General features: G+C 63.3%; 11 protein-coding genes. All 11 read left to right on the top strand.

From position 1 onward, the window contains the following. The first annotated feature begins 58 nt into the window (after positions 1–58). The 11 genes from ABFO07_RS07590 (at position 59) to ABFO07_RS07640 (ending at position 13,938) form a co-directional block, all read left to right on the top strand. A complete protein-coding gene (locus tag ABFO07_RS07590; protein ID WP_347468594.1) occupies positions 59–2,836 on the top strand; it encodes a type VI secretion system Vgr family protein in 2,778 nt (925 codons plus the stop codon). An 18-nt stretch (positions 2,837–2,854) separates the two neighbouring features. After that, the gene (locus tag ABFO07_RS07595; protein ID WP_322230656.1) at positions 2,855–5,107 is read left to right on the top strand and encodes a T6SS effector phospholipase Tle3 domain-containing protein; all 2,253 of its coding nucleotides are present in this window, start codon (positions 2,855–2,857) and stop codon (positions 5,105–5,107) included. Beyond that, entirely contained in the window at positions 5,104–6,585 is a 1,482-nt protein-coding gene (locus tag ABFO07_RS07600; RefSeq protein WP_155633137.1) for a virulence factor, read from the top strand. The genes ABFO07_RS07595 and ABFO07_RS07600 overlap by 4 nt, the downstream gene beginning before the upstream one ends. Positions 6,586–6,596: 11 nt before the next feature. Then, on the top strand, positions 6,597–6,860 hold the full coding sequence (locus tag ABFO07_RS07605; protein ID WP_059878842.1) for a PAAR domain-containing protein: 264 nt from the start codon (positions 6,597–6,599) through the stop codon (positions 6,858–6,860). A gap of 125 nt (positions 6,861–6,985) precedes the next feature. Continuing rightward, a complete protein-coding gene (locus ABFO07_RS07610) occupies positions 6,986–8,320 on the top strand; it encodes a virulence factor (RefSeq protein ID WP_347468595.1) in 1,335 nt (444 codons plus the stop codon). A 364-nt stretch (positions 8,321–8,684) separates the two neighbouring features. Next, on the top strand, positions 8,685–9,749 hold the full coding sequence (locus ABFO07_RS07615; protein WP_347468596.1) for a toxic anion resistance protein: 1,065 nt from the start codon (positions 8,685–8,687) through the stop codon (positions 9,747–9,749). A 10-nt stretch (positions 9,750–9,759) separates the two neighbouring features. After that, positions 9,760–10,512: a VWA domain-containing protein gene (locus tag ABFO07_RS07620; protein ID WP_059878848.1), complete on the top strand. Its 753-nt coding sequence runs from the start codon at positions 9,760–9,762 to the stop codon at positions 10,510–10,512. Between the two features lie 49 nt (positions 10,513–10,561). Beyond that, positions 10,562–11,578 carry a DUF475 domain-containing protein gene (locus tag ABFO07_RS07625; protein ID WP_059809792.1) on the top strand — a complete coding sequence of 339 codons (1,017 nt, stop codon included), beginning with the start codon at positions 10,562–10,564 and terminating at the stop codon, positions 11,576–11,578. A 90-nt stretch (positions 11,579–11,668) separates the two neighbouring features. Further along, positions 11,669–12,325: a TerD family protein gene (locus tag ABFO07_RS07630; protein WP_059567647.1), complete on the top strand. Its 657-nt coding sequence runs from the start codon at positions 11,669–11,671 to the stop codon at positions 12,323–12,325. 36 nt (positions 12,326–12,361) lie between these two features. Further along, positions 12,362–13,204, top strand: coding sequence for a hypothetical protein (locus ABFO07_RS07635; protein WP_322230662.1), 843 nt, complete (start codon positions 12,362–12,364; stop codon positions 13,202–13,204). Positions 13,205–13,317: 113 nt separating this feature from the next. Beyond that, a complete protein-coding gene (locus ABFO07_RS07640; RefSeq protein WP_059878854.1) occupies positions 13,318–13,938 on the top strand; it encodes an HAD family hydrolase in 621 nt (206 codons plus the stop codon). Positions 13,939–13,948: the final 10 nt, after the last annotated feature.

Raw genomic sequence — 13,948 nt, forward strand, 5'->3', positions numbered from 1 at the left:
TCGCAGGCGCGCATGCCCGGTGAATAACGAAGTAAAACAAGAACCTGAGAGTGACGCTGTGAATACAGCCGATTTGCTGCGCGCATTTGCATCCGGGGTAGTCGACCAGAACAATCGACCCATCCGCCTGAACTGGGGGCAGGCCCAGCGTACGCTGGAGCAGGTCCTGGCGCTCCAGTACGCGGACATACGGGAAGGGCTGATGACGGGGATCGCCGGTCACCTGACGTGCGTGTCCGCACGGGCCGACCTGCCGATCCGCAGCCTGATCGGGCTGCCGGTTTCCGTTCAGATGACGACCGATCGCGGGCGTCTGCATGCGATCAACGGGATCGTGACCGACGTCCGCGCCGGGCAATCGGACGGATCGCTCGCGTGCTACCAGCTGACGATCCGCGACGTGCTGTCCGTGATGGAGCGGCGGACCAATTCGCGGATTTTCCGCTCCAAGAGCCTGCCCGACATTCTCGACGTGCTGCTGCACGAATGGCGCCAGCGCAGCCCGGCACTCGCGCGGGCGTTCGAGTTCGACCTGTCGGGGCTGCGGCGCGAACGCTATCCGGCGCGCGAGCTTACGCGGCAGGTGAACGAATCCGATGCGCATTTCATCCGGCGGCTGCTGCGGCGCGACGGCGCGACGGTGTTCGCGAAGGCCGGCAAATCCGGCGACAGGAACGATGGCGCGTCGGCCGACACGCCGATCCATGCGCTCGTCTTCACCGACGATCCGATGAAGCTGCCCGAGACCGAAGCGGGCACGGTGCGCTACCACCGCGACGCGGCGACCGAGGAGCGCGACTCGATCACGCTGTGGGCGACGCGCCGCAGTCTGATTCCGGGCAGCGTCGCCCGGCCGACGTGGGATTACAAGAACGGCCGGATGTCGCAGACCGAGCAGGCGACGATCGTCGACCAGGGCGAGGCCGGCAACGACATCGCGCATCTGCTCGCCGACGCGGTGATCGATATTCCGCACGCGGGCGATTCGTCGTCCGACCTCGACCGGATCGGCAAGGATCGGATGCTCGCGCACGAGCTGCGCGCGGAATCCGTCGACGGCGCGGGCGGCGTGCGGGATCTGGCGGTCGGCCACTGGTTCACGCTCGCCGAGCATCCGCAACTCGACACGCTGCCGGTCGAGCAGCGCCAGTTCATCGTCACGTCGCTGCACCACCGTGCGCAGAACAACCTGCCGAAGGCGCTCAACGCGCGCGCGCAATCGCTGTTCGCGGCGAGCCGCGCGCTGTTCGATGCGGCGCCGCCCGACACCGGCGGGAAGCCGGCCGGCGACGACGATACGCGCTACGAGAACACCTTCTCGTGCGTGCGGCGCGGCGTGCCGCTGACGCCCGCGTACGACCCGGGCGTCGACTTGCCGGCGGTGCATCCGATGACGGCGGTCGTCGTCGGCCCGGAAGGCGAGGAGGTGTTCTGCGACGAGATGGGGCGCATCCGCGTGCAGATCCAGGGGCTCAGCGCGGACGACCACGCGCACGCGCAAGGCGCGGGCACCAGCGGCGCACCGGCCGACAGCGCACCCGTGCGCGTGGCCTGCGCGCTCGCGGGGCCGACCTTCGGCGCGAATACGCTGCCGCGGGTGGGCATGGAAGTGCTGATCGGGCATATCGGCGGCGATCCGGACCGGCTCGTCGTGCTGGGCGTGCTGGCGAACGGGCCGAACATGCCGGCGACCTTCAGCCATACGGGCGCGCTGCCGGGGAACCGCTACCTGTCGGGTACGAAGACGAAGGAGATCAAGGGGCAGCGCTACAACCAGATCCGCTTCGACGACACGCCCGGGCAGATCAGCAGCCAGCTCGCGAGCGAGCATGCGCACAGCCAGCTGAATCTCGGGTTTCTGACGCAGCCGCGCGAGAACGGCCAGGGCGCGGCGCGCGGCGAAGGCGCCGAACTGCGCAGCGACGCGCATGTCGCGATCCGCAGCGGCAAGGCGATGCTGATCTCGGCATGGCAGCGGCTGCGCGCGAGCGACGGACATCTCGCGCGCGACGAGTATCTGCAGCTGATGCAGGAGTGCGTGGAACTGTTCAAGAGCCTCGGCGATTACGCCGCGCAGCATCAGGGCGTCGCGATGGACACGCAGCCGCACGATGCGCTGATGACGACAGTGCGGGGCTGGCCGAATGGCGAGGCTTCAGGAGGCGACGGCGCATCGGGCGGCGAGCAGGCCGCGATCGGCATCACGGCGCCGGCGGGGATCAGCGTCGCGACGCCGAAGACCGTCACCACCCATGCCGGCGGCAACGTCGATACCGTCGCGCAGAACCATCTGCAATACACGAGCGGGCAGCGGATCAACCTGCAGGCGGGGCATGGCGTGCAGATGTTCGCGCACAGCGAAGGGGTGTCCGCGATCGCCAATCAGGGGAAGGTGCGGCTGCAGAGCCAGAACGACGACACGCAGATCGATTCGGCGAAGAACATCCAGATGACGGCGGCGGGCGGGAAGTTGGCGGGGATGGCGAGCGAGCAGGTGGTGTTCGTCACGTCGGGCGGCGCGTATCTGAAGCTGCAGGGCGGGGATATCGAGCTCGGGTGTCCGGGGAGTTTTACCGTGAAATCGGCCGCGCATACGTGGGCCGGGCCGGCGAATATGAGCACGGATTTTCCGAAGTTCGAGCATGCGCCGTTGGGGCGGGTGCCGAAGTTGGTGAGGGCGACGGATGGGCAGCCGGTGGAGGGGATGGAGGCCGAAGTGCGGAAGGCTTCGGGAGAGGTGATCAAGGGTAAGACCGACGCTGCAGGAACGTTGTCGCCCGTCAGCAGCGATCAATTCGAACAACTGGCCGTGCGGTTTTTCAAGCCGCGAACCTGAGTGATTGAGAACGATAACATGTCGAGCCGTAGCGTAGATTTTTCGAACAGGGCGACAGCGCAGCCATCTGCCTCCGATCCATCCCAGATTACGGTTGGCAACGGACTGGGCACGGTGCTGCCCGACCACAAGAACCAACTGGAATGCGTGATGCAGATGCCGCTTCCGGGCGTCGTCATCTTCGTGCACGGTGTGAACTCCGAAGGGGAGTGGTTCAAGGAGGCGGAGAAGGGGCTGTGTGCCGGCCTGAATCGGCGCATGGGCCGTTACAGCGACCAGTTGTTCCAACAAGGGCCCTCTGCAGGGCAAATGTCACCTGTCAGTTACATCGAAAGCCTGACTCCAGACGGGTTTCTGAACCCGGAGATGTCTTCGAAGACGTACATCAAGCCGGACCCGTCTTTTTCCCCCGTCATTCATTTTCGATGGGGGTACTCCGCGAACTCGACCGAATTGAAAGAGTATGGCGACAAGATCATGCTCAATGAGAAGAACTACTGGGGAGGCGGACCGTTCGCGGGTGGCTGCTCAAGTCTGCCCGATTTGTGGAATGAAGGGCTGAACGACCGATTGTTCCTCTGGATCACGGTTCAGCACTTGAATTCCGTAGGCAATCGTCAGGTCTACTCGACGCCGTCTCGCACCTACGGCGTACTGGCCGCGCTGCGGCTTGCGCGCCTGATCGAGTCGATCCGCAAGAAGCAGGCCGACGTGCCGATAACGGTCGTCTGCCACAGCCAGGGGAACATGGTTGGCATCTCGGCGGCGTTTCTGGGCGATCGCCTGCCTGAAGTCAAGGATCAATGGGGCAAGAGTGGACGTTGCGTTGCCGACACGTACGTCCTCGCGAATCCTCCGTACAGTCTCGTGGAGGGAATCGGGACCGACACCTGGGCGCAGCGCGGGATGCGGGACAAGGACGGGCGCGCAGGGCGGGAAACCTATGTCGCCCGCAAGGAAACGCTGAGAGAGTACTTCGATATCCTCCGTGCACGAGCGGATCTCGAGATGCCGGTGGAGGATCTCGATCGAGCGATGGAAAACTCACGGCCGTCGCAGAACGGCGGAAAACCGTATAGTGCGGCCAAGGATCGGGCGGCACATGGGTTGTATGGGGAGAAAACTTACGGGCGTGTGACGCTGTACTGCTGCCCGCATGATCAGGTCATATCCGCGACGACGGTGCAAGGAATCGGCTGGCGTGGCATGAATATCGAAGAAATCAATGCGACCAATGGATGGGGCGTGTTCTCGCAGCGGGTTTTTGCATCGGGTTTCGAGGTTGGTGGAGAAGGCAAGCTTTATCGGTATTGGGAGGATGACTGGCGTCATGAGACAAACAAGGAGGAGGGATTCTGGTATCCGAAATCGCCGGATGCCCGATTCGCACTTGGGCGTGCATTGCATTCCAATCAGAATTGGCTTGCAAAATTTTTTACGGTTGTATCGAGTCCGGCGCTCTATTTGTTCAATCTGACAAGTGTGAAGGTCAATGCCGATCCGCCGGAAAAATGGGAGATCCCGATTACGGCGCCGATGCTCGACAAGGAGACACGATTCAAGCCAAGGGCGACGCGCTATGACCAGTCGTCGGGAGCCAATGAAAAAGAGGGCGCCTTCAATGAAGGTTACGATCCTCCCTCGGCTGCGCGGGACGCCGGAAAGAAGGAGAGGAATACCGATGATCCGTACGATAATTTCGACAGTAAATCGGAGAAATTTCCGGCTAACGCGAAAGAACTGACGGCGCAGGGCAACGTGCAGACTGAAGCAGCGCAGCGATACGAGGACCATGCGATTCTGCGTATGGAGGCGAGACGGGCAAAAAATGCCGATTGGGTTGGCGCGGACGGAAAAGTGGCTGGGGAGGACGATCCTGCTCAAGCAAGTGCGGATTATGCGAAGTGGCGCGATAAGAAAATATTCGATATTCTGAATAACGGAGATAAGAACAACCCAACGAATCATTCGACGATCATGACTAATTCGGATCATGCGCAATATGCCTTGGCTTATGATATTGCGATTGGACTGTGTTATCTGACGGAGGGTGAATTTCTCAAGCTCAGAATTGAGGCTGACTGGAGATTTGTCGGCGGGTTGGGCGAAGATAATCCCAATAATGCATTTGGCGACTATATTTTGAGTGGAAAATATAAGACGATGTTCCTGCATGAATGGATTGCAAAAGACGGTGATGCAAAAATGCCCGCGAAGATACATGATGAGCGTGATGGAGGGTTCTTTATGAAAATCGGGAGCTATGTATGAGGGCGAGCATCGCCACTTGGCAGCGCCGAGCGGCGTTGGCCTGTGTTGTGATGATATTGGCCTCGGGAATATCCTTGACGATGATGGCCTCGTCTGATGGAACAGCGTTTGATTTGTTAAGCACGGGAGCATTGATGAAGCGATTGGCATTGGTGCCTGGACTCTTGGCAGTTGTGGTGTTTGCATTTACGACGGTGATTGCAACGCCACGGGCAGTGGCAGCTCCGTCACGTGATTCGGGAGTGCCGGCGACCGCGACTGAGTCATCTAAGCCGTTCGTAGCGCAGGTCGTTGGCCTCGAATGGTTGAACCCGCTGCAACGCCGGGATTATCCGACGGAATGGCAGTTGCTATGGACTCTCGGCCTGGCAAAGCCTAACAAAAATGATGATATGGTTCGTACGAACCCCAAAAAATACTCGACGCTACAGCCTATATCGATTGTGGCGGATGGTCAGTGGGGTGGTGAGTCATTCAAAGGGTTCTACAAAAAATATATCGATAAGACTTTGTTGGTTTTTCGGACTCGGTATGTAACGGATGGAGGTTATTTTTATACGGTAAATCCGAGTGATAGGAGCAAGTGGCGCGAATTGGCGGGTGTTCACGTTGAACTGGCGATTCCTGCTGGTCGCCTTGATCCGGCACTGGCCAAATCTCACCTCAGTGATCGGATGGTCGATTTCTTTGAAATCGGAAACCCGTCCGCGAAGGATCTATGGAGTCGTGATACGCCACCAGATGTGCACGTCACGTCTGGCCGAGAGAACGCCGGTTTCACGTCGCTCGATGCCGCACTCGACTATCTGCAGGCGCACCCCGACAAGAGTGTCTGGGTGATGAACTGGGACGCACCGAGCTTTCCGCCGAGCGACGAGCAACTCAACGAGAATCTGGCGCTGCTGATTCTGGCAGGCCCGAATCTCAAGACCGGGCGCGAGCCGCTCGCATGGATTGGCAAGGCCGCGAAAAGCAACGTCAAAGACTTCGACGCCAAGCAGGGCGCGAGCCGTGCAGTACAAGCCTGGAAGGCGACGATCGACACGGCTGCACACAATGCCGGGGTAACTGTCCCGTCACTGAACTACATCGTTCATGACGCAGGCAAAGGAAGCGACGCGGCATCTGCGCGTATCGGTTCTCTGTCACAGTCTCTGACCGAAGTGCTCCCGGAATACGATTTCAGCAAGCAGATGTTCAATACCTCCGCGCTGCTCGGTGACATGGGCGCCGGTACGGCGCTGACCAATGTTGTGCTTGCGATTGGACGTGCCAATCACTTGGGCGGAAATGTGCTTGTCGCGGGCACGGCTGATTCAGATCATCCGACGGCGGTCGTGGTTGTAGCGCCTTCGAAGCTCACGCCGATCGATCCCGACAAGGACTGGTTCCGTGCGCGCGGCGAGAACAACGCGTATCTGCCGTGGTGGGGCCGTCGCCACGACGCGCGGCCGGGGTCCCAGGGCTACTCTGAATAAGCGTTGGCCCTATGCGCGGAATCATTCGAGTTGGAGATGCGACGAGCCACGGCGGCAAGGTCGTGACGGGCAGTGCCGTCAGCGAAGTAATGGGCAGGCCGGTCGCCCGGCTCGGCGACATGTGTGTCTGCCCGATCTCCGGCCACCAGGCGTGCTTCATTGCCGAAGGCGACCCGCAAGTCATCGTCGACGGGAAGCCTGCCGCGTTCGACGGCCACAAGACTTCCTGCGGGGCGACGCTGATTTCGAGTGTGCCGTCTTCCGGGCGGGAGTAAGCACCCGAATTACCGCCGTCAGGAACTCCACCGCGCATAGTGCGATGTGGTTCCGCCGACAACAGGGCAACGGGACAATGCGGCTAGCACGGTACCCGCTGCCCTCTGTTCAACCTCGAACATCCATGCATCGCTTCATTTTCCCCAAGCGCATCGGGATCGCAGCAATCATCTTGACGGCAATCTGGTCGGGCTCGGTAGCACGTGCCGAAGTGAGCGCCACGCCGGCAAAACCAGTCCCGGATACATCTTCCAAGCCCTTTGTTGCCCAAGTAGTCGGCCTTGAATGGCTTAATCCGCTACAGCGTCGTGATTACCCGACCGAATGGCAGCTACCGTGGACGATGGGGCTCGTTCAGCCGAACAAAAATGATGACATGGTAAGGAAATATCGTCAGAAATTTAGTTCGCCCCAACCCATTTCTATTGTTGTGGATGGGAGCAGGGGGAAAGAGACTTTTCGCGGGTTTTATAAGAAATATGTAAAAAAATTGTTGGGTTTGTTTGCTGAAAAATATGTTTTAAATCCATATTATTTATATACCGTATCTCCCGATAATGTGGGTAAGTGGAGGGAGCTCGCCGGTATTCGCGTTGAGCTTGCCATCCCTAATCGACTTGATGCTGGCGAGGCAAGCGGATATTTGGCCGATCAGATAAAGGGCTATTTCGAAATCGGGAATGAAGACGCTAAGGAGCTTTGGAGCAGAAATGTTCCAGCGGACGTTCGCGCGCATGTCGGCGGAGCGAATGCCGGATTCGCGTCGTTGAATGCCGCGCTTGATTATCTGCAGGCACATCCTCAGGAAAGCGTCTGGGTAATGAACTGGGACGCCCCGAGCTTCCCGCCGAACGACGAGCAGACCAACGAAAATCTGGCGCTGCTGTTCCTCGCGGGCCCCAACCTGAAGACCGACCGGGAACCGCTGGCGTGGATCGGCAAGACGGCGCGAAGCGCCGCCGACGCCTTCACCGAGAAGCCCGGCGCAAGCCGCCGCAAGCAGGCCTGGACGGCGGCCATCGAAGCCGCCGCACGCAATGCCGGCGTAGCCGTTTCATCAGTGAGCTATGTGATCTACGACGCAGGCAGGCAAAGCGACGAGGCGCCCGCGCGCGTGGATGTCCTGTCTCAGGCGGTCGACGCATTGCCGTCGGACGACGGCACCGAGAGGGAAGGCTTCAACACCCCGGCGCTGCTCGGTGACATGGGCGCAGGCACGGCGCTGACGAACGTCGCGCTGGCGATCGGCCGTGCGAACCATCTGGGCGGGAGCGTATTGGTGGCCGGCACGACCGACGTGGATCATCCGACTGCCGTCGTGATCGTCCCGCCATCGAAACTCACCCCGATCGACCCCGACAAGGACCGGTTCCGCGCACGCGGCGAGAACAACGCCTATCTGCCGTGGTGGGGGCGTCGCCACGATGCGCGGCCGGCGGCGCAGGGTTACTCGGAATAGGTGCGCCGGCCCCCCGGTTACGCCTCGTCGCGCGGTCAGCGATCCGTAATGTGGGATCGAAGCGCATCCCCCACGCATCTTTCAATATCTTTTCATTCATGCAAGCCGCAACCAACCGTCACGCCCTTGTCACAAGCCCAACAGGTCTGCCCCCAATAGGAAGAATTTTCCACGCCTTTCACAGTTCCCGACGTTCCACTTCGCCAACGAATGCAAATTGAAAGCATTCTCTTGACGCAGAGCATTCACCCCATTTATTGTCCGTCTGCCGCCGTCGTGAGAGAGCACGGCCGGAAATCGCGGATGCCTGTCATTGGGGCACGACAACCCGCAGCAGAAGCAGAAAAGGAAACGTGGTAGCCACATGAAGCCGCTGTTCGATGACAAGAAATCCGACGCGGTCAGCGATCGTCCTTCCGGCCCGTCTTCGTCTCACGTCGTCATGCCGCTCGCGGCCGACACCACGCACCCGATCACCCTCGACGAAATCGACCAGCTCGGCGCGGCGCAGGGCACCCGCATCGCCGCGTTCTCCCAGCAGATACTCGCGAGCATGCGCGCGTCCGACGCGGACCAGTTCGGCGACAAGCTCAACGAACTGATCGCAACGGCCAAGGGCCTCGACCCGCGCAGTGCCGACAAGGGCGGGCTGCTCACGCAGGTCACGCGGCTGTTCCGTTCGACGAAGGAAAAGCTGCTGTCGCAATACGAATCGGTCAGCAAGCGGATCGACACGCTCGTCACCGAGCTCGAACAGCACGCGCAGCGCCAGAAGGCCGGCATCGACGCGCTCGAGCAGATGTACAACGACAACTACGCGCTGCACCAGGAACTCGCGCAGGCGAAGGCACGCGGCGAAGCCGCGCTCGCCGCGCTGCGCGCGAGCCTCGCGGCCGGCCGGCAGCAGGCCGACGACGCGTTCGCCGCGCAGCGGCTGCTCGACGTGCAGCGCACGGCCGACGCGCTCGACAGCAAGCTCGACGATCTCGACCGCGCGATGCTGATGTCGAAGCAGCTCGCGCCGCAGATCCGGATGGAGCAGGACCAGAAGCGCACGCTGACGTCGAAGTTCATGACGATCAGAACGGTGCTGATCCCCGCATGGACCAACGCATTCGCGCTCTACCTCGAGCAGCTCGGCACGAAGCGCGCGGCGGCGCTCGCGAACGCGACGTACGACGCGGCCGACGAGGCGATCCGTGCGCAGGCGGACCTGAACCGCGCGAACGCGCAGGAAGTCGCGAAGCTCGGCCAGCGCCCGGTGATCTCGGCCGACACGTTCGAATACGCGCAGCAGCAGCTGTTCGGCGCGTTCGACGACGTCACGAGGATCATCGCCGAAGGCAAGCGCCAGCGCGACCAGGACGCGCCGCGCCTGCGCCAGCTCGAACAGGACCTGATCACACGTTTCGCTCCGAAGCACCATTGAAGGACACCGCATGATTACGCTTGAGAAACGCGCGGCGAAGGTCGCGATCGTCCTCGAAAAACGCCGGATGCTGAAGCCGCCCGTCGTGCGCGTCGGCGCGGCGCTCGACATCTCCGGCTCGGCGAAGGCGCTCTACCAGTCGGGCGTGATCCAGGAAACCCACGACCGGATCCTCGGCATCGCGCTGAAGTTCGACGACAACGGCGAAGTCGACACGTGGACCTTCACCGAGGGCTACGACCGGCTGCCGACCGCGACGCCGGACAACTACGGCGCCTACATCACCGACTACGTGCTGAACGGCAACATCACGAAGTGGGGCGGCACGCAGTACGCGCCGGTGATGAACGACATCGTCGACTTCTTCTTCCGCGCGCCGGAGCCGAAGCGCGAAGCGAAACGCGGCTTCCTGAGCCGGCTGTTCGGCAGCGCGGGCAGCGCCGGCGACGCGCCTGCCCCGGCGAGCGCACCGGCCCCGGCCAACGGCCACCTGCCGGCCTGGGTGCTGTTCGTCACCGACGGCCAGAACCCGAAGCACGATCGCAAGCGCGTGCGCCAGCTGCTGACGGAGTCGCAGCACTACCCGCTGTACTGGTCGCTGGTCGGCGTCGGCGATCCGCGCGAATTCGACTTCCTCGCCGAAACGGCCGGCGCGATGCCGAACGTCGGCTTCCTGCATCTCGAATCGCTCGACGTGACCGACGAGCAGATCTACGAACAGCTGATCACGCAGGAATTCTGCGACTGGGTGCGCGCGAAGTGAGCGCGGGCCCGCACAGCCTCTTTTTTTTCAAACCGAGTCACATCCCATCATGCTGAAAGACTTCAAGATTCCGCTGTCACTGACGGCACTCGCGCTCGTTGCGGCGTACCTGCTCGGCGGCTTCAAGGATATGCTGATCGTCGCCGTCCTGTGCGTGCTCGAGATTTCGCTGTCGCTCGACAACGCGGTGGTCAACGCGTCCGTGCTCAAGAACTGGTCGGAAAAGTGGCGCAACCGCTTCATGGTGTTCGGCCTGCCGGTCGCGGTGTTCGGCATGCGGCTCGTGTTCCCGCTGCTGATCGTCGCGGTGATCGGCCACATCGGCATGTGGGAGGCGCTCACGCTCGCGATCGACGCACCGGAAAAGTACGCGGCGATCCTCACCTCCGCGCATCACCAGGTGTCCGCGTTCGGCGGCGCGTTCCTGCTGATGGTGTTCTTCAAGTTCATGCTCGACACCGGGAAGGACGAGCACTGGATCGGCTTCCTCGAAGGCCCGATGAGCCATCTTGGCCGGATCACGGCGCTCGAGGTCGCGCTCACGCTCGCGATCGTCATCATCGCGTCGCTGTACGTGCCGTCGGCCGAGCAGGTGAGCTTCCTGCTCGCGGGCGCGTTCGGCGTGATCAGCTTCGTGATCGCGCACGGCATCGGCGACCTGATCGGCGGCGAGGACACCGGCACGCGCGTGGTGCGTGAAGGCGTCGCGGGCTTCATGTATCTCGAAGTGCTCGATTCGTCGTTCAGCTTCGACGGCGTGATCGGCGCGTTCGCCCTGTCGAACAACATCTTCCTGATCGCGCTCGGCCTGGGCGTCGGCGCGGCCTATATCCGGGAGATGACGCTCGTGCTGCTGAAGAAGGGCACGCTCGCGCAGTACCGCTATCTCGAGCACGGCGCGTTCTGGGCGATCGGCGCGCTGGCGGCCATCATGTTCCTCGGCGTCAAGCTCGAGGTGCCGGAGGTCATCACGGGCCTGATCGGCGCGGCGATGATCGGCGCGGCGGTGTGGTCGTCGATCGTCGCGCAGCGCAAGGAAGAGCGGGCCGAGGCGGCCGGCAAGTAACGCCGCTGCGCGGATATCGCGACGACGGGCTGCCGGACGCAGCCCGGCTTGGCCGCCGGCGACCGGCGGGTTGCAGCAGGAGAGGTTCAGATGATCAATTTGTCGAAGGGCGGCCGCGTCAACCTGTCGAAGGAGGCGCCCGGCACGCAGAAATTCCGCATCGGCCTCGGCTGGGATGCGAACGCGACGGATACGGGCACGGATTTCGATCTCGACGTGTCGGTGTTCCTCTGCAAGTACGACGCGCAGAACAATCCGAAGCTGATCTCGGATCAGCACTTCGTGTTCTATAACAGCGAAGTGCGCACGATGGACCGCAGCGACACCTTCATCCAGCCCGGCCACGATTTCCCGAAGCGCGGGATGCCGTCGTCGACGTGCCTGGGTGTCGTCCATAGCGGCGACAACCGCACCGGCAGCGGCGGCGGCGACGACGAGGTGATCTTCATCGACGCGACGAAGCTCGCGACGGACATCGAGGAAATCTCGGTGGTCGTCACGATCGACCAGGCCGACGTGCGGCGCCAGAACTTCGGGCAGGTTCGCAACAGCTACATCCGGATCGCCGACGAGGTGACGGGCGCGGCGATCGCGCAGTACGCGCTCGAAGAGGATTTCTCGATGGAGACGTCGGTGCAGGTCGGCAGCTTCTACCGGCGCGACGGCCACTTCATGTTCAAGGCGGTCGGCGCGGGCTACAACCGCGGCCTCGGCGATTTCGTCCGGGCCTATGGCGGCGTGGTCTGACGGGCCGCGGCCCGGTGCGCCGGACAGGACGCGGCGATGACCGGCCCGCCTGACGAGCCGAAGGCGCTCGACTTCGACGACGGCGCGCCCGCGCGCGTGCCGGGCCGTCTCGTGTTCGATGCGCCGCCGGCCGATCGGCCCGAGCCGAAGGCGCTCGATTTCGGTCCCGCCCCCGCGCGGGACACGCGCGCGCTGCCGGCCGCCGCGGCCGGCAAGGCGCTGTTCGGCGAAGCGAACCATCCGCTGCTCGAACAGTGCTTCGACGCCGCGCAGCGCGCTTTCCCGAATCTCTATCCCGACTACGCGCCGCGCATCGAGCGGCATATCCGGCAACTGGTGCCGCTCAGGCTCGCGAGCGTGGCGACGATCGGCGACGGCGCGCTCGAAAGCGCCGGCAATCTCGTCGAGGCCGTCGCGGCGACGACGCGCGAATTCAACGAACTCGACGCGGCCGACCTGATGGCGGGCATGCTCGCGCAGGCCACGCGCAGGGCCGGCATGCTCGAACGCTGGCTCCGGCCGTCGTCCGGGCAGCTCGACTACCGCGCGGCGCTCGGCGCGCTCAAGCAGTCGCTCGGCTTCTTCCCGGGCCGGACCGGGGAGCTGGCCGCAAAGCTCCGGCACGCGGAAGAAAGCCTCGTCGTGGTGCTCGCGGCGTTGAGCGCGGTCGCCGACGTGGTGCGCGCGCCCGACGACGCGGGGCTCGAGCGCATGCTGTTCGACCGCCGCAACATCGTCGGGCAGGCGGTGCAGCAGATCCGCATGCAGCCGGCGCAACTGCGCAGGCTCGACGAGCGCGTGACCGACCTGCTGTCGCGCGCCGATCACCTGATGAACGTGGTGCTGCCCGCCGCGGCCGCCGCGCGCCTGCAGGGCTGAGCGGAGCGGGCGATGGGCGGGCGTCGGCTCGCCAGCCGTCGCGTCGCACATGGGCGCGCCGCCGCGAGTCTGCTATCTTCCCGGGCATTCCATTGCATTCCGACCGATTCTCCATGACCGACCGCATCGTCGCCGCATTCGATTTCGACGGCACCATCACCACGTCCGACAGCTTCCGCCATTTCGTCCGCCATGCGATCGGCACGCCGCGCTTCGCATGGGCGGGGCTGCGCGCGCTGCCGTGGATCGTCGCGATGAAGGCGGGGTGGATCTCGCGCGGCGACGCGAAGGCGAAGTTCGCGTGGTTCGCGTTCGGGCCGATCCGCGAGGACGCGCTCGACGCGCTCGCGCGCCGTTTCGTCGACGCGGACCTGCCGCGGCTCGTGCGCCCGGAGATGCTCGAGCGGGTTCGCGCGCATCGCGCGCTGGGCCACGAGCTGGTGCTGGTGAGCGCGTCGCCGTCGCTGTACCTGGAAAAGTGGGCGCAGGCGGCCGGTTTCGACGCGGTGCTCGCCACGCAGCTGGCGTTCGAGCGCGGCGCGTTCGCCGGCCGGCTGGACGGCGAGAATTGCTGGGGGCCGCAGAAGGTCGTGCGGCTGGGCGCATGGTGGGGCCAGCACCCGCCGCAGAAGCTGTTCGCGTATGGCGACAGCCGCGGCGACAAGGAAATGGCCGAACGCGCGAACTGGGCGTGGATTCGCGGGCAGGGGCCGATGCCGCCGATCGATGCGTGATGCGTGTGCG

The organism is Burkholderia stagnalis (assembly GCF_039848545.1).
In the GTDB taxonomy this organism is placed as follows: domain Bacteria; phylum Pseudomonadota; class Gammaproteobacteria; order Burkholderiales; family Burkholderiaceae; genus Burkholderia; species Burkholderia stagnalis.